Annotated in this window: 20 protein-coding genes; 4 read left to right on the top strand and 16 right to left on the bottom strand. The window is 62.8% G+C overall.

What is annotated here, in order from left to right:
* The 12 genes from B7L68_RS02430 to B7L68_RS02375 all read right to left on the bottom strand — a co-directional run.
* Positions 1–224 (bottom strand): hypothetical protein (locus tag B7L68_RS02430; RefSeq protein ID WP_081246133.1); only part of this gene is annotated, 224 nt, incomplete at its 3' end.
* A gap of 18 nt (positions 225–242) precedes the next feature.
* Positions 243–875 (bottom strand): hypothetical protein, encoded by a 633-nt coding sequence (locus tag B7L68_RS02425; RefSeq protein WP_081246103.1) that lies wholly within the window; start codon positions 873–875, stop codon positions 243–245.
* Entirely contained in the window at positions 875–1,786 is a 912-nt protein-coding gene (locus B7L68_RS02420) for a VIT1/CCC1 family protein (RefSeq protein ID WP_081246102.1), read from the bottom strand. The genes B7L68_RS02425 and B7L68_RS02420 overlap by 1 nt, the downstream gene beginning before the upstream one ends.
* Before the next feature lie 176 nt (positions 1,787–1,962).
* A complete protein-coding gene (locus B7L68_RS02415) occupies positions 1,963–2,601 on the bottom strand; it encodes a peroxiredoxin (RefSeq protein ID WP_081246101.1) in 639 nt (212 codons plus the stop codon).
* Between the two features lie 4 nt (positions 2,602–2,605).
* The gene (locus B7L68_RS02410) at positions 2,606–4,309 is read right to left on the bottom strand and encodes a thermopsin family protease (protein WP_162008393.1); all 1,704 of its coding nucleotides are present in this window, start codon (positions 4,307–4,309) and stop codon (positions 2,606–2,608) included.
* A gap of 24 nt (positions 4,310–4,333) precedes the next feature.
* Positions 4,334–5,602, bottom strand: a complete 1,269-nt coding sequence (locus tag B7L68_RS02405; protein WP_081246099.1) for a cytochrome ubiquinol oxidase subunit I — start codon at positions 5,600–5,602, stop codon at positions 4,334–4,336.
* Between the two features lie 2 nt (positions 5,603–5,604).
* Complete coding sequence (locus B7L68_RS02400; RefSeq protein WP_081246098.1) at positions 5,605–6,969, bottom strand: cytochrome ubiquinol oxidase subunit I; 1,365 nt, start codon at positions 6,967–6,969, stop codon at positions 5,605–5,607.
* A 74-nt stretch (positions 6,970–7,043) separates the two neighbouring features.
* A complete protein-coding gene (locus tag B7L68_RS02395) occupies positions 7,044–8,168 on the bottom strand; it encodes a pyridoxal-phosphate dependent enzyme (protein ID WP_081246097.1) in 1,125 nt (374 codons plus the stop codon).
* Complete coding sequence (locus B7L68_RS02390) at positions 8,158–9,114, bottom strand: NAD-dependent epimerase/dehydratase family protein (RefSeq protein ID WP_081246096.1); 957 nt, start codon at positions 9,112–9,114, stop codon at positions 8,158–8,160. Before B7L68_RS02390 ends, B7L68_RS02395 begins: the two co-directional genes overlap by 11 nt.
* A gap of 27 nt (positions 9,115–9,141) precedes the next feature.
* Positions 9,142–10,758 (bottom strand): hypothetical protein, encoded by a 1,617-nt coding sequence (locus B7L68_RS02385; RefSeq protein WP_238136284.1) that lies wholly within the window; start codon positions 10,756–10,758, stop codon positions 9,142–9,144.
* A gap of 59 nt (positions 10,759–10,817) precedes the next feature.
* Positions 10,818–11,978, bottom strand: coding sequence for a CoA transferase (locus B7L68_RS02380; protein ID WP_081246094.1), 1,161 nt, complete (start codon positions 11,976–11,978; stop codon positions 10,818–10,820).
* The gene (locus tag B7L68_RS02375) at positions 11,975–13,306 is read right to left on the bottom strand and encodes a CaiB/BaiF CoA-transferase family protein (protein ID WP_081246093.1); all 1,332 of its coding nucleotides are present in this window, start codon (positions 13,304–13,306) and stop codon (positions 11,975–11,977) included. The genes B7L68_RS02380 and B7L68_RS02375 overlap by 4 nt, the downstream gene beginning before the upstream one ends.
* Positions 13,307–13,393: 87 nt before the next feature.
* Between B7L68_RS02375 and B7L68_RS02370 the strand changes: the two genes are divergently transcribed.
* Together B7L68_RS02370 and B7L68_RS02365 are read left to right on the top strand one after the other, a co-directional pair.
* Positions 13,394–13,681 (top strand): hypothetical protein, encoded by a 288-nt coding sequence (locus B7L68_RS02370; protein WP_081246092.1) that lies wholly within the window; start codon positions 13,394–13,396, stop codon positions 13,679–13,681.
* 30 nt (positions 13,682–13,711) lie between these two features.
* Positions 13,712–14,953 (top strand): 3-isopropylmalate dehydratase large subunit, encoded by a 1,242-nt coding sequence (locus tag B7L68_RS02365; RefSeq protein ID WP_081246091.1) that lies wholly within the window; start codon positions 13,712–13,714, stop codon positions 14,951–14,953.
* Between the two features lie 46 nt (positions 14,954–14,999).
* Here B7L68_RS02365 and B7L68_RS02360 read toward each other — a convergent pair whose 3' ends face one another.
* Both B7L68_RS02360 and B7L68_RS02355 read right to left on the bottom strand, forming a co-directional pair.
* Positions 15,000–15,689 carry a cyclase family protein gene (locus tag B7L68_RS02360; protein ID WP_081246090.1) on the bottom strand — a complete coding sequence of 230 codons (690 nt, stop codon included), beginning with the start codon at positions 15,687–15,689 and terminating at the stop codon, positions 15,000–15,002.
* Between the two features lie 12 nt (positions 15,690–15,701).
* On the bottom strand, positions 15,702–16,790 hold the full coding sequence (locus tag B7L68_RS02355) for a homoaconitate hydratase (protein WP_238136283.1): 1,089 nt from the start codon (positions 16,788–16,790) through the stop codon (positions 15,702–15,704).
* A gap of 146 nt (positions 16,791–16,936) precedes the next feature.
* Between B7L68_RS02355 and folE the strand changes: the two genes are divergently transcribed.
* Both folE and B7L68_RS02345 read left to right on the top strand, forming a co-directional pair.
* Positions 16,937–17,500 (top strand): GTP cyclohydrolase I, encoded by a 564-nt coding sequence (folE, locus tag B7L68_RS02350; RefSeq protein ID WP_081246088.1) that lies wholly within the window; start codon positions 16,937–16,939, stop codon positions 17,498–17,500.
* Positions 17,497–18,171 carry an SDR family NAD(P)-dependent oxidoreductase gene (locus B7L68_RS02345; protein ID WP_081246087.1) on the top strand — a complete coding sequence of 225 codons (675 nt, stop codon included), beginning with the start codon at positions 17,497–17,499 and terminating at the stop codon, positions 18,169–18,171. Before folE ends, B7L68_RS02345 begins: the two co-directional genes overlap by 4 nt.
* Positions 18,172–18,175: 4 nt before the next feature.
* On the opposite strand, the gene B7L68_RS02340 is transcribed toward B7L68_RS02345, so the two are convergent.
* Together B7L68_RS02340 and ilvC are read right to left on the bottom strand one after the other, a co-directional pair.
* On the bottom strand, positions 18,176–19,063 hold the full coding sequence (locus tag B7L68_RS02340; RefSeq protein WP_081246086.1) for a branched-chain amino acid transaminase: 888 nt from the start codon (positions 19,061–19,063) through the stop codon (positions 18,176–18,178).
* Positions 19,060–20,043 carry a ketol-acid reductoisomerase gene (gene ilvC, locus B7L68_RS02335; protein ID WP_081246085.1) on the bottom strand — a complete coding sequence of 328 codons (984 nt, stop codon included), beginning with the start codon at positions 20,041–20,043 and terminating at the stop codon, positions 19,060–19,062. Before ilvC ends, B7L68_RS02340 begins: the two co-directional genes overlap by 4 nt.
* Positions 20,044–20,065 lie beyond the last annotated feature (22 nt).

Here is a 20,065-nt window from a genome sequence, read left to right as displayed (position 1 = left end):
GTGAGCCCCAGCACGATTAGGGCCAGGGCCCTCACGGCCGCAACGGCCACGGCGCGCGGATCCGGCATGTTGCCCAGCCGCAGCTGGCCCAGCCCGGTCTCTATGGTCACGGTGGTCTCCGGTATCTTCTGGAGGTAGAGCAGGGCCGCTGCGACGACCGCGAAGGCCACCAGCGCGGCGCCCAACCCTACCGCTATATACGCCTCGACTATATCGGCGTCCATGGAGATATCGAGCCCCTTTTAAATTTCAACTACGCACCAGAAGCAGGGCGCCTCGTCTCCGGCCCGCCTCACCGGAAGCCTGAGGCCTCCCGAGGCTGCTTCGTAGTACCTCCTCTTGGGTATGTCTAGGACTCTCACCAAGCCGGGCCCTCCGACCTCGAAGATTCTAGACAGCGCAATTGCCCGTGCGCCTCCCGAGAGGACGCCGCCCTGTAGTATAACCCCGCGCCTGCTCTCGCCGACGCGTGCGAGGCTTGCTATGTACTCGCGCCGGGGGTCGTCGCCGGAGATAAAAATAGGCCCGTATCTCGGCAACAGGTCGAGCGACTCGAGCGCAAGCGCGGCGTGGACCCTCGCCAGGGCCTCGACGGCGTCCCTTGGGGCGGGGAAATACAGCCTTGGGGCGATGTACTCGGCCGCCGCGTTGTCGGCAAGCGCCACGACGTACTGCCCCGTCTCCGCCCCAGGACCGCCGACGACGTTGCCGAAAGCCCACCGGGAGATCCTCTCGAGGCCTCTCGAGGCCGCCCACATGCTGAAGTCGTCGAGGAGGAACGCCCTGACCTTGACGGCTATATGGCCCTTCGGCACGTGGAGGAACGGCCTCTCCTCCTTGACCCATCTGCCTCCTCTGTATAGGAGCTCCCACATCACTTTATGAGGGATCTTATGCCGAAGGCCGCGCTTAAGCCGTCGCCGAGCAGATAGGCGAGGGCCGCCACGCCGAGCAGAAGCCCCACGGTCTGGACGAACTCGCTCCTGAAGTCCCTATCTGCGTATACGCTGCCTTGGTACGTGAACATGAGGGCCAGGAGCACGCTCACGGCGAGCGACGCGGCGAACGCCGCGTAGATATTATCGGCGATGAAGTAGGGGAGCGACATGAGGGCCGCCGCGACCACGTAGCCCACGCCGGTCACCAGAGCCGCGACCGTCGGCGATCTCCCCGTCTCGTGTTTGGTCTGGAGGTACGATGCGGAGGCCATGGATATGGCCGCGGAGACGCCGACGACGAGCCCGACGACGCCGGTGATTATCGCGGAGCTGGTCGTGCCGAGGGCTCCCGCGTGCGTCCCCGTGATCTCTATTATCGCGTCGGCCATGCCGAGAACCAAGGCGCTCATGTACCTCACTATGGCCTCGTCGAGCTGGGCGATGAACTCCTTCTCGTGCTCCATCTCGTCGGCTATTATGGACTCGAGCGCCTTCCTGTCCTCGGGAGCTTCCATGAGGTCGAGGGCCATCTTGTACCGCTCCACCGCCTTGTCCTCGCCCCTCTCGAGCAACTTGGCGGCGAACGTCGCGCCGAAGAGCAACCTCAGGAAGGCGAAGAGGTAGGGATATAGGCGGGCCTTTAGAGACGGCCTGTAGCGCCCGGCGAATTTGAGCCAGAAGTCGAAATGCCTCCTCTCCACCTCCGAAAGCCTCCTCAAGAGCTCCCTCCTCCTCCCGTTCCACTCCACGGCGGCCAGCGCCGAGTAGACCCTGTGGTCCAGATACTCATCGTCGCAGAACTCAGCCGCAATTTCTCGAATTAAATTCTTTTTGGAATTAGCTTCCATATAGGAATGATTCGAATGCCCTTTATAAGCCACATTGACGCCCGGGAGACCAAATAAATCAGTTAGCCAGACGGCCCAGCCGCGCCCCTCACGCCCCTATATCGGCCGCGAACAGCCGCCATGTGCGCCCCATGGATAGAAAGAGGAGCCAGTCCGCCGTCTGAGGAAAAAAAGGCCTAGAGCCGTTTGGTGCAGAACCACCAGGTCTTGCACTCGATGCCGGCCTCCTTGAGCCTCTTCTCGGCGCCGGCGTAGTCGTGCGGCGGCGGCACGATCACGGGGTCTCCGGGCTTCCAGTTGGCCGGAGTCGCGACGCCGTGTTTGTATGTCGTCTGGACCGCGTCTATCACGCGTATTATCTCGTCGATATTCCTGCCGTTGCTCAGCGGGTACAACGCGAACCAGGCCAGCTTGAGATCTGGGTCTATCAGCGCCACCATCCTCACAGTGGTTGTGACGCCGGGCGGTATCGAGTTGAAGAAGTTGGCGACTTGGAAGTCCGGCACGTCGGCGATTATGGGGAACGGTATCTCGACGCCCCAGAGCTGTTTGATCTGCCTCTTCCACTCTATGTGGCTTATGTCGGTGTCGACGCTGAGGCCGAGCAACTCGACGCCCCTCTTCTTGAAGTCTTCATACCTCTTGGCGAACTCGACGAACTCTGTGGTGCATACCGGCGTGAAGTCGCCGGGGTGGCTGAAGAGCAACAGCCACTTGCCCTTGTAGTCCTTGAAGCACCTTCTGCCCATGTCGGTGTTGAAGCACAGATCCTCGGGTATCTGCATCCCGAGGTACGGGCCTTTTACCTCGACCATGGCGCTAGCTCTGTCTGGATTTATAAAGATTTCTTCTCCGAACCGACTTCAGAAAAATTAGAAGCAGCGGCAGAGCGACGTATACGCTGATGGGGATGGCGTATAGGCGCGCGGAGCACAGAGATGTCGCAGGGACGGCGACGGAAAAGCCGCCCGTAGGCCCGGCCAGGGCGTAGGCGCTCCTGCCGCCGCAGGTCAACGAAGCCACGGACAGCGGGCTGGGCAGGCCGAACAGATCGCGCGCGGTCCCGTTATATATGGCTATATACTCCGGCCGTATCTCCAGCGGCCTGTCGACGACAACCTCCCCGGCCTCGCCTAGGTAGAGAACCCCGTCGTGGAGGAAGGAGAGATCGGCCGGGCCGATCGCGGTCCCGTTGGGGACCCAGAGGGCGCGGGGGCCCAGCGGCGTCGATACGTTGACCAGATACATCGCCCGGTAGGGCGGCGCAACTACGACGGGGCCCGTTATCTCCAGAGAGACCGCGGGCTCGGCCGAGATGTAGAGGGCCCCGCCGGATCTGATGGACGGCAGGGCGAGGCGCAGAGGCCCGGGCTCGGCCCACAGCAAGCTCGTGCCGTTGGGGAGCTTGAGCTCGACTAGGTACAGCCTTTCCCCGCCGCATTGGGCCGTCCCGTTGAGGAAGTATATACAGGGGAGGTCGGCCCAGAGCTGCAGCGGCCTGGGGGCTCCGCTCTCCACGACGGCGGAGCGTCCGGACGGCTGCGCGGAGGCCACGGCGGACTCCTGGGTGGACAGGCCCATATTCCAGGCGGCTGGAGGCGCCGCGTAGGTCGTGCCGTTCCATATGTATAGCGTCAATTCCGCCGATCCGTTCAAGACCTCGGCCACCGGCATATCTGCGCCATAGCCGCCGACGACGAGCTCGAGATCTATCGGAAGGCCTCTGGCGTTGACCTGCGGCTCGACGACTATGCGGGCAGGCCCCGGCAGCTCCACCCTATCTATCGGCGTCCCGTTGAGCGCCAGGTACACGTACCTCCCGACGGTCCTTACCTCGAGGCAGGCCGCCTTCAGCGGGGGGAGCTCCTCGACGTAGAAGTAGTACTCGTCGCTCCCGAGGAAGGCGGTCGAGCCGAACCCCGCGATGCCGGCAAGCGAGGAGACCGGCCCCGTCATGTTCCAGACGTTGTCGAGGAACTCGTAGGCGCCATCCCTATATCTAACCAGCGCCTGGACCCAGTAGAGCCCTCCCCCAGCCTCCACGTAGGCGTTCAGCTGGATGGAATACGCCTCGCGCCTCCCGAGCGGCGAGTAGCTATAGGCCGCCAGCCCTCCGAGCGAGAAGCAGCCCTTGGCCGACTCCCCGACGTAGGGGAGCGGGTACAGCCCTCCGTCCACCTCGGCGAAACCGTAATACGCCACGCCGAGCGGCGCGGACGGCCCCCAGGCCGTGGGCTTGGGCTTAAGCCTGCCGGCGAGGAGCTCTAGGTGGACGCAGCTGACCGCGTCGAGCGGGGTCGAGGAGGCGTAGAGGCCGCCTAGAGCCGGCGCCAGCAGACCGCGGCCGGAGCCGCCCAGCAGGGCCACAGGCGCCCCGGAGGAGTTGTAGACGACGGCGTTGCCCCTCCACTGGACGTAGTAGGCGGCTCCGCCCTCCAGCTCGAGCGACGACGACGTCTGGGCTATGCAGAGCTGGGCGTAGACCAACGGAGCGGCCAGCAAAAGCGCTACTATGAGGCGCACGGAGGGGTGGATAAAAAAGGGATTTTATTGTTGCGCGGAGATCTGCGGCTTGGGGCGCCAGGAGAACACCAGGTAGAAGCCTCCCAGCAGTATTAGGTTGAATATGACGAACAGGGCCAAGGAGAAGCTGAGCAACCACGGCTGCGCTCCTATGAGCTGGACCAGGGAGTTTATCTGCGGCGTTATGAGGGCGGAGACCTTAAGCGTGTCCGCGACTTGCAGGGCGAAGTTGGCGCCGTAGGCGTTGATGAGGGCCAGGGCCACCGGCGGCGAGGGGACTATGGCGTAGGGCAGATGGGCCAGGCCGTTAAGAACCTCGGCGCCGTCCATTAGGGCTATGACCGCCACGAACGCAACCATGGCGAGACCCGCGTTGGCGGATCTAAGCGCGGTGGCGAGGAACGCCAGCACGACCACGCCGAGGATTACGTCGAGGTAGAACAGCCAGCTTAAGTTCAAGGTGGGCTGGTAGACGGGCTGTAGCTGCGCGGGCAGATAGGACGGCGGTGAGCCGAATATGGACCAAGCCATGGTGGGGCTGTATTGATACACCTCGTAGAGATACCAGACGCTGGCCAGCACATAGATAACTCCGAAGATCAGGCCCACCTTGGCGCCGAACTCCTTGCCTATCTTGTAGTGCTCGTCCTTAGTCTTGGCGTAGCGCCACGTGTAGACCGCCGATATCAGGACCGCGGTGAAGGCTATGGCGCCGGCCAACGTGGCTATCAGCAGAGGCGGGTAGGTCGGGTTGCCCAACGCCTGCCAGAGGTCGACGCCTAGGTCGAAGCCCACTATCGAGTTGGGGTCCGGCTTGGCGGTGACCCCCATTGGGTAGTTTATGAAGGCGAACACCAGCCTGAACATGGCGGGTATGACCGACGTGACGACGGCCAGCCCGTAGCCCAGAGCTATGTGCTTGGCGTCGTCCATCTTACCGAAGGAGCGGTAGTAGAACCCTATCAGCGGGAGGGATATGGCCACGCCGAACACTATGGCGACTCCCCAGACGGGCCACAGCAGGACGCCCGCCGCGTTGGTGAAGACGGGGAGCAACCCGGCGAGGAACACCGTCACTATCGTGCCGAAGACCCCGCCTATCGCGTAGGTGAATATGAGGTACCGCGACAGGCTCTTCGCTACGTCGAAATATCTGTCGTCGTTCTTCCTAAGGCCTATGAGCTCCAGCGTCGGCAACAGCCACGTCAAGCCGAGCACCGTGTAGACAAGCGGCAGATGTACGGCGAAGGCCCAGGCGATCAGCCCCACCGTTATGGCGGTCAAGGCGTCCATGGTCAATACTCAACCAGCCTCTTCAAGAGCTTTGGAGGTCTGGCCAACGCTAGGTACACCATATAGCCGGCCAGCGCTGGCATCGCTATCTCGACGATGATTATAAGAGCAGCCAGCAGCGGGTCCAGCTGGAGCGTCGGGTTGAAGAGGCCGCCTTGGTACACAGGCACCCCGACTATCTGGGGCGGCCCGTCGGCGCTGGGCACCGACTGCACCAGTATGAAGGGATAGCGGCCGGACTCGGTCGACACTGCGCCGCCTATCGCGGCTAGCGCCGCCAGTAAGGGGATCAGGTAGACGCTCGGCTTGAGGAGCGGCTGCACTATGCGCCTAAACCAGCCGAAGAGCAGATAGAGGCCGATCCCCGCCGTCAATATGCCAAGCAATATCCCGGCGCCCACCATGAAGCCCAGGTAGAATACCGACACGAACTCCGGAGGCCTTATGTCGGCCGGCCAGGAGTAGTAGCCCCAGAACTGGTGGTTGAAGTCGCCGTACGCCACAAAGCTCGTGAGGGGATCCGTCCTAAGCCCGGACCAGAACATGCCCTCGAGGGCCGCCAGCTTGAGCGGGTCGTGCTCCACCACCAACTCGCCCTGTAGGTGCCCCAGCAGAAGGCCCTGGATCGCCGTCAGAACGGCTATCGTCGGCACCACGACCTTCAGCAACTTGACCTGCCAGCTCTTCTTCTCCTTGATGTATAAATACAGCACGACGCCCGCCACGCCGGACCAGCTGAGTATGACGGCGGCCAGTATGCCGTGGAAGATGAAGACGTTGGCGCCCCACCAGAAGATATTCCAAGCGTCTGTGGGCGTCTGGAACGCCGCTAGCCAGTTGATGGCGCCGGCTACGTTCTTGCCCTGCTCAGCCAGGTTGACCAGGGTGAGGCCGGGCGGGGCCACGCTGAGGGCCGACATGACCGCGAGGATGTTGTAGGCCGAGTAGTAGCCGCCTATGGCGGCCAGGAGGCCGATAGTCCAGTGGGCCCACTTGGAGATGCGGTTCCAGGTGAAGGTGTAGAGGGGCAGGAATATGACCTCGAAGAGGAACGCGAATAGCTCCAGGAAGAACGGAAGCGCTATGGCTGTGCCGATAATCGCTATGAAGTTGGACCAGATCGTGACGAGCCCGAACTCCACGAGGGTGCCGAAGGCCGCGCCGACGCCGAAAAATATGGTGGCGACTATGTTGAACTTCTTGGCGAGGTCAAGCCACTCCTTGTCCTGCCTCCTAAGCCATATATATTCGCCGATAACCGCCAGCGCGATGGCGCCCAAAAACGACGACGCCAGGGATAGATGCGCGAGCACGCCTACCGCCGACACGAGCCTTGCCAGGTCCAGTTGGATGGAGGGATCCGGCATGTTTTCTAAATTCGGTTCACTTTTAAATCTTTTCTCTCTCTGTTGTTTTGTTTGTTGCCAATTGTTTTTGGGTCCTATTCATTTTTATCTATTCCTTTGGGCGCGCTGAAAACTCTGATCTTCTTCCGCCCTCGGGCCTTGTATCTATATGTTACAGAGCCCCTTGCTACCAGCGTCGCGAGGGCCTTGTAGACGCCTCTCAAGCTAGCGGCCCCGCCTAAAGCCTCCCATATCTGATATGCGGTCATCTCGCGGCCGGACAGAACCCCGAGTATCCTCCTCTGCAGCTCTCCGCCTCTCCGCCGCCCCGTAAAGCCCAGCCGCCTTAGCCCTGTGCCCGTCACGACGGCCGCTGCGTTCTTCTCGGAGGACGCGGCCACGTAGGCCATCGCCGATAGGGGCTTGGCGTATATACCACGCCGGGCTAAATATACGGCGGCCTTAGCAGCCTCGGCGGGCTCCACCTCCTCGATACGTGCGCCCTTTTCCCTCAGCCATAGCGCGATATCGGAGGAGACGGCGCCCCTATGCGTGGCCAAGATGAGCCGGGGCGCCTCCATGAGGCCCCACTCCTCCAGCTCGCGGAAGCCTTGGTGCACGGCGAGCGCCAGAAGGCCCCTCTCCAGGGGAACGGCGACGGAGTCTATGCGCCGGGCGCTTTCGAATATTTCATACGCTATCGTCTTAACGCCGGCGAGGAAGTACGGGTCGCCGTACTCCAAATCGAAGGGCCCCGCCCTCCTGAACCTTATCGAGACGGACGGCGAGGCTGCGAGCAGGATGAAGTCGGCGTATGTGGCCTCGGCGGGGTCCACGTGGACCTCCACCGAGACGCCTCTAGCCGACAGATATGTGGCGATAGACACCGTGAAGTCCTCCATGAACGGCAGAGCCGCTCTATCGCCCGGGTAGGCTGAGGCCAAGACCGCCGATCCTCTGTCCATGAAGGAGCCCGTGGGGTTCCTCGACTCGTCCTTGACCAAGACGCCGCCCACGCTCCTCATGGGCGTCATGCCCTCGCCGAGCGACACGCCCTTGGCCACCCCTATGGCCGAGCCGTATCTCCACATTGAGGGCTCCCGCACCTCTATCTTGAGCCGGCCCGGCGGCTCTAGGACCAGGGGAAATCCGCAGGCGGGGCAACGGCTGCCGGACTTGGCCCTATATCCGCACCGGGGACAGCGTAGCCTAGCCTCCACGCCAGCCCGGCGCCAGCTCCTCGACCAGCTGCGACGCGGCGCGCTCCACGGCTTCCTTGGACCCCATTGAGGGCGACCAGGACGCGTATTTGGCTATCCTCTCTATGCTCAAGAGCATGGTCTTGACGTCGCCGGGCCATCCCCTCCCGTCGGGGGTCGCGGGCTTGAAGACAAGCCTAGGCGAGAGGCCCATCGCCCTCGATACGGCCGCCGCTATGTCCTTCACAGACGCCGCGTCCCTATTGCCTACGTTCAGGGCCAGGAAGGGCTTGTCGTCGTCCATGAACCTCCTCCAGGCGGCCACGGTCGCCTCAACGGCGTCGCGCACATGCAGATAGGACTTGGTCTGGGTGCCGTCACCCAACACCTCCAGCACTTCGGGGCTCTTCCTCAGCTTCAGGATGAAGTCGTAAATCGCTCCGTGCTTGAGCCTGGGCCCCACTATGTTGGCGTACCTAAGGGCGAGGCACCTCACGCCATAGAGCCTCCCGTAGGTTCCGCAGAGCACCTCGCCGGCCGCCTTAGCCGCGCCGTAGACGGATATGGGGGCCATTGGGGCGTCCTCGGGCGTCGGCAGAACCGCCGCCTCGCCGTAGACCGTCGACGAGGAGGCGAACACGACGGCCCTAGCCCCGCCCCTCCTGGCCCACTCGAGCACGTTGAAGGTGGCCAGCACGTTCTCGTCGAAATGCACCCTGGGCTCCGTGGTGCTGACTCTGACCTCTGGGTTGGCCGCGAAGTGGAAGACGGCGTCGACGGCCCCGATCCCCTCGCCCCACCCCGGGTCCTTGATGTCCCTAACCGCTAGGCTGGCGCCGTTGTTCACGTACTCCCTACGCCCGGTGGACAAGTTGTCGACCACGACGACCTCGTGGCCCATCTCGACCAGCCTGTCCACGAGGTGGCTCCCGATGAAGCCGGCGCCGCCGGTGACCAAGATCCTCACGGCAGATATGGGGCCTCTTTTAATAATTTAGCCCGTGGAGCCGGCCGTCTGGCTGCTTCCGGCTATTCGGCCGATGATGTCGGTTAGGTTTCTCAAGACCAGGACCAGCAACCGCCTGAAGTTCCTGGACAGAGCGGCGGAGAGGCCGACGTATACGGCGCCCGTTATCGAGATCGCGAGGACCACCTCGGCGAGCGATAGAAGGGCCGACGGGCCTAGGGGCAGACGGACGGCTCTCGATAGGGCCCACAGCGAAACGGAGGAGGCGGCCAGAGGCGCCGCGTAGTCTCTGAGGAGCGGTCTCCACTCCATTAGGCCGGCGGACTTCCTGTCCACCACGGCTATTCTGAAGGCCAGCGCCGCCGCGTTCGCCGCAAGCGAGGCGGCGGCCACCCCATCTATGGCGTAGTAGGCGGAGCCGAGGCGCTTGGCCAGCTCCACAAACGGCACTATCGAGGCCAGGTACACCACCGTGAACGCGAGCTCGGCCAGATGCGCGTACATGACAAGGCTGCCCACGTACGTCCTCGCCCTTATCTCGCCGGACTGGATATCCCTCCTGTCTATTCCCTGCATGGCGTTGGCCAGAAAATAATTGAGGTTTCCCAACACGTTGGCGGCGGACCAAACCGCCAGGGGGACGAACAGCGGGGCTAGATACTGGCTTTGGCCGGGCCTGAGGAAGTTGATATAGTAGGGCTCGAAGAATATATACGACAAAGAGATTATGGTGCTGAGCGACATGACCATGAGGAGGTCTCTGTAGAGCCCCCCTCTCCTTCCCTCTAGGAGCTCGCCGTAGGTGATCCCCGACAATATGGAGGAGAAGGAGTACGGCTTAGACAACATGAAGAAGACGTACCACAGCCCCACTTGGTCCAGAGCGCCCAACACGCCGATCAGCGCCGCGTCGAGGGACCGGAACGAGTTCATGGCGTAGCCCATCAACGGCACCCAGGAGGCGCTGACGGTCTCCTTGAAATAACGGCGTAGCGAGCCCGGCGCGTAGTAGCGCGAGGCGTAGTAGAGCCCGTAGAGGGCCGGGACGGCGGATATGGCGACTGAGCTCCAGAGCACCGCGGAGACGGACCACCTGGCGGCGTATATGGCGCCCACGGCGGCCAGCTTCACGCCGGCCTGCAACAAGTTCGAGACGACGAAGCGCCCCCTGTCCTTCACCATGAGCACCGAGGAGGCCACGGACGAGACGTAGGCGGACGCCTCGGCGGCCAGAGCCGCGAAGGCCACCAGGGGCCCGTAGGGCCCCATCTCCCCCCACACTGCGGCTAGATACGCCGCCGTCAAGCCGGCCGACGCGATGAAGAATAGATTGGCGACGCCCAGAGCCGCCCTTATGCCCAGGCCCCCGTCCCTCGCCGCTATTCTCGGCAGAGCGAAGCCGAGGATGGCGTTCGGCAAAAGGGAAAACGCGGTGGATGCGTTGAGGAGGGTAACGAGCCCCAGATCTCCCGTGGGCAGTTTGCGCGTTATCGCTATGTTGTACAGCAAGCCGACAGAGAGAGCCAGTAGGGACGTAGCGACGCCCAAGAGCCTCACGTGTCTAGCCACGCTGTGGAGGCCGCCGGTTAATAAATTCTCGACGCCGGGCCGGCGCTTGACGTCCGGCGACGGTCGTTCGGCCAATCCCCTCAGAACGGCACTTTAAAATTTACCATTTTTATTATAAATTTTAATATATTTAGTTAACACTTTAGCTTGACTCTTCCAGGGGTCTCCGACATCATGTAGGGAGTCCCTGGCACCAAGATCTTCTTCCCCCTGCACGTCAGCTCCAGTATCGCGCCTCTCATGCGCCAGTGCGGCTGCGATGCGACCCACTCCACCGACTTAACCACGGCTATGGGCGGCCTGCCCTTCTCCCTGCTCGCCTTGACCAGATCCTCCGCCTTGTATTTAGCCACCTCGGCGAAGACCTCCCTCTCCAGCTCCTTCAGCTGGCCCGGGTCTCTCTCCCAGGCCTCGATGGCCTTCCTCCACCTCTCGGCCAGATCGGGCCTCCCTATGATCTCGAAGAAGGCCTCCACCTCCGGCCATATGACCGTGGCCAGGGCCACGAAGTCGTCCTTGGCCTTGGCCGTGGTGTAGGTGACCAGTATGTTGGCGTCTATTGTCGGCGACCTCTGGCGCGGCGCGCCCAACACGAAGGGGGCCCCCAGCTGGTAGGGATGGTCGACTGACAGAACCTCGTTTATCGCCACGTCTATGAACTGCCCTCTGCCGCTCCTCATCCTCGCCCAGTAGGCGGCTAGGGCCGACAGCGCGCCGGCCGCGCCGGCGAACGCCCACGCGAGCCATATGCCTGCCCTTATGGGATAGGAATAGGGCTCGGGCAGCGAGGGGTTGCCCAACATGGCCATATATCCGTTGTAGGCCTGGCCGGTCAAGTCCGAGTCGGGCATCTCGGCGTATTCCTCAGCCTTCCTCCCGTAGTGCCCGAACTGGGATATGGCCACGTAGATGAGCCTGGGGTATCTCTCGGACAGCTGCGGGTAGCCCATGCCCCTGGAGTACAGCCTCCCGGGCCCTAGCCCGTCTATGAGTATGTCGAGCTCCGACAACAGCTTGGGGACCTCCTCGAGGGCCACCTCGCGTTTCCCTCTGCCCTCCACGAAGTAGGGAATCCCGACCCCGTCGATCGTTGCCCCGTGGGGGGTTATCCTCTTGGCGTCCTCGTCGGGCACCGTGTAGACCTCGGCGCCTAGCTCCGACAGGAGGGACCCGGCTATTCTGCACCCGAAGTTCGTCCCGCATATCTCGACCGCCTTGACGCCCTCGAGGGCCTCCGGCTTGGCCTCCCTATCGCCGAACAGCCTCCTGAGCGCCTCCTCCTCCCTGTCGCTCATGGCCCCACCTCGTCCCTCTCCCCTCTGAACACCGGGTCGTCCTCGGCGTTCCATCCAGGCGGCGGCATGTTGCCGAGCTGTCCGTCCCAATACCCCACGACGCCCTCTCTCTCCAGCCTCTCGACCTCGGCCGCCGGGAGGCCCAGCTTTCTGGCCAGCACCAGTTTGTTGTGGTAGCCGACGGGCCTGGCCACCCATCTGACGGCCAGCGGCGTCTCGCTCATCTTGACTATAGGCCCCGGCACCACGATCTCGCCGTACAGTCTATCCCTTATCCTCAGCACAGACCCCCTCTCGGCTCTCCAGGGGTCGTCGAGGACCTCCTTGTCGTTGAGGACCGGCTGCACCGGGACGCCGGCCCTCTTGCCGAACTCCAGAAGCTCGCCGAGGGTTCTGCCCGAGGCCCAGGCCCTCACGGCCTCGTATTTCCTCCACAGGGAGTCGGGATCCCTGGCGTCTCTCATGCCCCTGAGGCCCGGCACGGCCTCGGCCAAGGCGTCGTACTGCCTCTCCGTCATGGCCGCGATCGCCGCGAACCTGCCGTCCGCCGTCTTGAAGACGCCCGAGACGTACGCCGATGGGTCTATGAAGCCGCTCCTCTTGAGCCTGGAGCCGGTCAGCGACATGTAGGTGAAGTGGTACATAAACCTCTGCATGGATGCCGCTTGGGACAAATCTATGTACTGCCCCCTCCCGGCCCTCTCCCTATATATCAACGCCGCGATTATGGCCGATACGGCCATGGTGGAGGGGAGCCAGTCGCCGGGGTAGTCGGGCAGTCTGTAGGCCTCGTTGACGCCGTCCTCCCACCCCGTTGTGTCGATGACGCCGGACTCCGCCTGGCCTATTATGTCGTAGCTGGGCAGCCTCGACAGAGGTCCCCAGTTGCCGTAGCCGCTCGCGCTCACGTAGATCAGCCTGGGGTTGACCTCCCTCAGCTGCAGATAGCCGAGCCCATATCTGTCGAGAGTGCCCGGCTCCATGTTCTCCACGAACACGTCGGCCCTCTTGGCCAGCTCCACCACCAGCTTTCTCCCCTCCTCCTTCCTGAAGTCGATCCCGACGAAGTACTTGTTGGAGTTCAGGTAGAGGTAGTCTATCCTCATGCCCTTGTAGAACCCCTTGCCGCCCCACATCGACGCGTATTTCCAGCGGTCGCCGCGGGGAGGGGGCTCTATCTTTATCACCTCGGCGCCTAACTGCGCCAGAAGCCGCGGTATGTTGGGGCCGAGTATGTAGTGAGAGAACTCGACGACCTTGACGCCCTCTAAAGGCGGCGGACCTCTCGCATTTTTTATGAGATCTTCTATTATTCTGAAATAGCTCATATACCTAAGAAAATTTTTATTTTAAAGTATTCACCTTTATAGGGGACATAGGCAAAAGGGCGTATTTATACCCGCCGCAACAGCGGCATGGCCCGCGCGTTGGGCTACGGCCTATTGGCCGCCGGAGTTGTTCTGATAGCCGCCGCGGTGTTCATGGTCTACGCCGCCCTGGCGGGCTACGTGGAGCCGTTCCACATATTCTCCTTCAGCGACGTCGTGGCGAGCTACGGCTCTGTCCAGGTCAAGGTGGTCGAAGGGAGCCAGCTGAGCAAGATGGCCGACCTCTCCTTCTGGGCCCTCCTCGCAGCCTTCGTCGCGTCCGCAGGCGGGAAGCTGGCGGATCTAGGCGTGAAGCTCATCGCGTCGGAGAGGTGAACACTTATATATGCTAAATAGGCTCTCGCCATGCCTACTTGGACCGAGCACGTCTTCGCCAGAAAGCTCGGCAGAGCGCCGGCTCCTGGCGAGGTGGTCGAGCTGGTTCCCGACCTGGTCGGCTTCCACGACCTCACAGGCTACCACGTGCTCGAGATGATGGAGAAGATGGGCGGGGTCGACGTATTCGACAAGGATAGGCTCGTCGTCGCCTTCGACCATCTCTCGCCCGCCCCGACCGTGAGGGCCGCCGAGATACAGGTCTACATCCGCCGCCACGTGCGCTCGCTGGGGCTCAAGAACTTCCACGACGTGGGCGAGGGCATCATGCACCAGCTGATACTGGAGAGGTACGCGCTCCCCGCGCAGTTCGTCTTCGGCGCCGATTCCCACACCAACATGGCGGGCGCCGTCGGGGCCTTCGCGCAGGGCATGGGCGCCTCGGATATAGCGGCCATGCTGAAGCTGGGGAGGACCTGGCTCGTGGCGCCTCAACCCATGAAGGTAGAGATAAGGGGGGAGCCGCCCAGGGCCGTCACCGGCAAAGACGTCGTGTTGCATCTGCTCTCTATCTACAAGGCCGAGGGCCTGAACGGATATTCGGTGGACGTATATGTGGAGCGCCCCTCGGCGTTCCCCATGGACTACAGAGCCACTGTTTCCAACATGTCGACGGAGCTGGGGGCCGACGCCTTGATGTTCGTGCCCGATTCGGAGACGGCGGCGTTTCTCGAGAAGACCAGAGGCGCCGCCCCCAGGATCGACTTCACGCCGGGCGGCAAATACGCGGACGAGTACACAGTCGAGCTGGGCAGGCTGGAGCCCTTAGTCGCCGCGCCCCACAGCGTGGATAACGTCAAGGCCGTCGCCGAGGTGGAGGGCGTGGAGGTGGACCAGGTCTTCATAGGCAGCTGCACCAACGGAAGGCTCAGCGACATAGAGGCGGCCGCCAGAGTGCTCAGGAGGGGGAGGGCCAAGGCGCGTTGCATAGCCATACCGGCGTCCTACTCGGTCTTCCGGCAAGCTCTGGAGGCCGGCTACGTAGATGTCCTCACCAAGGCCGGCTGCGTGGTCACCTACGGCACCTGCGGCCCCTGCATCGGAGGCCACTTCGGAGTTCTGGGCCCCGGCGAGGTCGCTGTGTCGACGAGCAACCGCAACTTCGTGGGCAGGATGGGCGCCAACGACTCCAAGGTCTATCTGGCCAACGCCTACACCGCGGCTGCCGCCGCGCTGGAAGGCAGAATAGTGGATCCGAGAAAATACTTATAGCGAAGAACGGCCAGCGCCGAAGCTCGCGATTCGGCCGATCTATTGTCTAACATATCGCTAAAGCTCTGGCGGGCCCTCCCTCGCCCCCTCCGATCTTAATAGGAGCGAATACGAACAAAGCCTCGCCGCCGCATTCCCTCAAAACGGCGTCTAGATTGGTCAAGTTCTCTATTATTATCACTCCGCTGGACAGCAGCCTGTAGTGGACGTACACCACATCGTCTCTAGGCACGCGAGGCGGATAGGGATAGCCCTCAGCGCCGGCGTAACCTGCGACGGACATCCCCTCGACCCCCACTGCCGCCACGCCGGCGCCGGCCAGATAGTCGGCGGCCGACCTATCCAGATAGGGCCAATTGTAGAAGAACTCCTCCGTGCCGTATCTCGACGAGAAGCCTGTGTATATCATCACCGCCCTCCCCCTAGCTATCTTGTCGCCGAACTTGCCCAGATCGCCGGCGGAGATGGCCTCGCCCGGCCTCTTCCAGCTCAGGTCCAGCACGGATCCGTGCGCCACGAACCTATCGGCGGATATCCTCTCGAGGGTGTCGCCGTCCGGCACGAAGTGGGCCGGCGCGTCCACGTGGGTCCCGTTATGGGCCCCCATCTCGATCTTAGATAGCGTGACCTCGCCGTATTTCCTGGCGAACTTGACGTACTCATGTCTGTATGGGGGGTCGCCGGGGAAAACCTGCATGCCGTTCCTGAGCTCCCTCGAAAGGTCTATCACCTTCATGAGTGGGTCGGGCTATGTGCGTATAAGCACTACTCCCCTGAACTCCTCCACCATCCGCCTCAACGCGGCTTCGTCCACGGGCCTCTTGCGCATGGCGTAGTCCTTGATCCTCGAGACGAGGTAGTCCACCAGCTTGGGCTCGGGCTCTATGCCCATCTGCTTCAACGCCCACTCGACCGAGTGGCGGCCTGAGTGTTTGCCCAGGACTATCCTCCTCCTGTTGCCGACGGCCTCCGGCGTCATGGGCTCGTAGGTGAACGGGTTGTTGAGGACTCCGTGGACGTGGATGCCCGACTCATGGCTGAAGGCGTTGTCGCCCACGACGGCCTTGTTGGGCTGTAGCTGTATGCCGAACAGCCTCGCCACGAGCCGCGAGGTCTCGTAGAGGCGCTCCAGCCTCAGCCCCACCTCCATGCCGAGCAGAAAACGCGCAGCTGCGGCGACCTCCTCCAGGGCCGCGTTGCCGCCCCTCTCGCCGAAGCCGTTCACCGTGACCTGCGCCACGTCGGCTCCCGCCTCTATTGCGGCGATGGTGTTGGCCACGGCCATGCCGAAGTCGTCGTGGCAGTGCACATGCATGGGCACCGGCGGAAGGCGGGCCTTGAGGTACTCCACGAGATGCCGCATTCTGCCGGGGGTCATCACGCCCACGGTGTCGGGGACGTTTATCTCGTCTGCTCCCGCCTCTATCGCCGTCTTGAAGGCCTCCGCGAGGAAGGAGAGGTCGCTCCTCGTGGCGTCCTCCGCGCTGAAAAGCACCTTGACCCCCCTGGACTTGGCGTACTCCACAGACTCGGCGATGCGCCGCAGGACCTCGCCTCTGTCCATCCTCAGCTTGTACCTCATGTGGAGATCGCTCGTCGCTATGAAGACGTGGACCATATCCACGTCCGCATCCACGGCGGCGTCCACATCGGCCTTGTTGGCCCTGGCCAAGCTGGCCACTACTGCGCGCGAGGCGTCGCGCGCTATTCTGCGGACGGCCTCGGCCTCTTCGGGAGACACCGCCGCGAATCCCGCCTCTATATAGTCGACCCCGAGGTCGTCCAGGGCAAGCCCTATCTCGACCTTCTCATGGACGGTTAGAGAGACGCCGGGCATCTGCTCGCCGTCGCGCAGAGTCGTGTCGAAGAACCTTACCCGACGAGCCCCGAATCCATAGAAGCTCGAAATAGCCTATATAAAAGGTTTCCTTCCCTATATTTATCGCCATGGCTATGTTTATATTGTAAGGTCGAGAGGCGCTCGTGATCGAGAACAAGGAGGTCGAAACCGCCGAGGAGGCCGTGGAATATCTGCTCGTACATCTCGGCGAAGATCTCTCGAGGCCGGGCGTCGCCAACACGCCGAGGCGTTTCGTGAAGGCCATGGAGGAGCTGACGAGGGGCTTGAGGGAGCCTCCGCCCGAGGTTGTCTTCTTCCCGCTTGAATATAAGGCGGCGGATCCGGGGCCCGTCGTGATAGAGAACATCAGGGCCGTCTCCATCTGCGAGCACCACCTCCTCCCGATAGTGCTCAACATATCTGTGGCCTACCAGCCCAGCGACGCCGTGCCGGGCCTCAGCAAAGTCATAAAGCTGGTCAAATGGGCCGCGGCGAGGCCCATCATGCAGGAGAGGTTCACCGAGTGGCTGGCCGATCTGCTCCTCGAGAAGCTCAAGGCCAGATCTGTGAAGGTCAAGGTGTGCGGGGTACACATGTGTTCGTTCATAAGGGGGGTCAAGGACGAGCACCACAGCATGGTGACCGAATCCAGGAGGGGCGATCTGGACGTGAGGCTGGACTGCAGGCGCCCGCTGGCCTGTAGATGAGGGTGGTCGTAACCGGCGCCAGCGGCGGGATAGGGAGCGCCATCGTCGATCTGGCGAGGTCGAGGGGAGACTACGTGGTGGGGATCTCGAGGAGACGCAACAACGCGGACGCGCAGTACGGCTGCGACGTGCTGGACCTACCCTGCCTCGAGGCGGCGGCGCGGGAGGTGGGGGCTGTTGACGGAATAGCCCTAGTCCACGGCCACGGCGATGCGGCCGCGTGGAATAAAGGCGTGGAGGACCTGGAGGCCCGCGATTTCCTCAAGCCGTTCGAGACCGACGTGGTCGGCAGCTTTAACGTCGTCAAGGCCTTTCTGCGCAATCTAGGGCCTGGCTCGTCCATAGTCCTCGTGTCGTCGACGCCTGCCATGGTCGGCGACCGCTACGGCATTCCCTACGCGGCGGCCAAGGGCGCCCTCATAGCGTTGACCAGGAGCCTGGCCAAGGCCCTGAGCCCCATAAGGGTTAACGCAGTCGCGCTCGGCCCCATAGCCACCAGATGGACCACCTGGATCTCGGAGAGGGAGCTGGAGGGCTTTAGGGAGAGGACGTTGCTGAAGAGGCTGGGCAGCCCGAGGGAGGCCGCCGAGGCCATCTACTGGCTCCTCTCGCCGGCCTCCAGCTACGTGACGGGCGCCGTGTTGGTCGTCGACGGCGGGGAGTCTCTGTAGCCAGCTAATAGACGGGGGTCAGCCAGGCTAGGTACTTCTCCTCTCTCCCCAACACGATCCTTCTATACGTTTCGGCTATCCTCTGGGTTATGGGCCCCCTGGGCAGGATCCTCCCGTCGATCTCTATTATCGGCGTTATCTCGGCGGCCGTGCCGACGAAGAAGGCCTCGTCGGCCGCATAGAGCTCCTCCCTAGTTATGCTCTTCTCCAGGAGGGGGATCCCCAGATCTCCGGCTATCGTGATGACCGTCTCCCTCGTTATGCCCTCCAGTATGCCGTCCTCGAGGGGCGGCGTCATGAGGAATCCGCGGCGCACTATGAAGACGTTCTCGCCGGACCCCTCGACGACCTTGCCCTCGGCGTTGAGCATTATGGCCTCGTCGTAGCCCCTGGCCCTCGCCTCCACGGCGGCCATTATCGAGTTGAGGTATATCCCGGTGGCCTTGGCCATGACGGGCATCATGGACGTGTGGACCCTCCTCCAGCTGACCACGGCCGCCCTCACCCCCTCTACCTTGAGATATTTGCCGAAGGGCAACGCGGCTATGGCGACCGAGGCCTGGAGGCCTCTGACGTCCAGGCTTATCTGGGGCCTCGATATATACGCGACGGGCCTTATATATAGATCCTCCTTGAAGCCGTTGCCCCTCACGGTCTCGACCACCGCCTTCGAGAGCTCCTCGGCCGTATAGGGCACCTCGAGGCCTATAATCCTCGCCGACCTCAAAAACCTCTCCATGTGTTCCCTAAGCCTGAAGACGTAGAGGTTCTCGCCGCTCCAATAGGCCCTTATCCCCTCGAACACCCCGAAGCCGTAGTTAAGGCTGGGCGAAAGCACGGTGACCTTGGCCTCGCCCTCCTCGACCAATCTGCCGTCGACCCAGATCTTCATCGCCCGAACATAAGCCTCCTGATATCCTCGCCGACCCTCTCGGCCGGATGGCCCTTGACCTCCTCGAGCATCCTTTTGAGGTTGGGAGCGCCCCTGGAGTACTCCTCCACCCACTCCCTGGCGAAGGAGCCGTCTCTAACCCTCGCGGCGGCCTCCTTCATCCTCTGTTTGACCGAGTCGTCTATCACCTTGGGCCCTACGGTCAGCCCCCCGTATCTGGCCGTCTCGCTGACGCCTGTGAGCATGCCGTAGAGGCCCCTCTGCCAGATGAGGTCCATGATCAGCTTCGCCTCGTTTATGGCCTCGAAATAGGCGACCTCCGGCTGGTAGCCTAGCTCCACCATCACCTCAAACCCCTTCCTCAACAGCTCCAGGAGGCCTCCGACCAGCACGTTCTGCTCCCCTATGAGGTCTGTCTCGGTCTCCTCCTTGAAGGTGGTCTCGATCACGCCCGCCCTCGTGGCCCCTATGCCCTTGGCGATGGCGAGCGCGTACTCCAGGGCCCTCCCCGAGTGGTTCTGGTGGACGGCGACCAGGGCGGGGACGCCGCGGCCGGCCAGGAACTCCTCCCTGACGAGCCTCCCCGGCCCCTTGGGAGCCACCATGACCACGTCCACATTCGCCGGCGGCTTTATCAAGCCGAAGTGTATGTTGAAGCCGTGCGCGAAGTCGACGACCGCGCCCGGCCTCAGGTTGGGCTCGACCTGCTCCCGCCAGACCTTGGGCTGCTCCATGTCGGGCAACAGCATCAAGACGACGTCGGCCTCCCCAACCGCCTCGCCCACCTGGCGGACCTCGAAGCCCTCGGCCTCCGCCTGATCCCAGGACTTCCCGCGCCTGACGCCCACCACGACCTTAAGCCCCGAGTCCCTTAGGTTCAAGGCCTGCGCCCTCCCCTGGATGCCGTAGCCGAGCACCGCCACGGTCTTGCCCCTGAGGGGCTCTAGAGAGGCGTCCCTATCCGTATATATCTTTGCCATGGCCTTCAATAGGACGTGTTTT

The organism is Thermoproteus sp. CP80, assembly GCF_002077075.2.
Taxonomy (GTDB): Archaea; Thermoproteota; Thermoprotei; order Thermoproteales; family Thermoproteaceae; genus Thermoproteus.
This window is presented reverse-complemented; position numbering and strand designations above follow the sequence as displayed.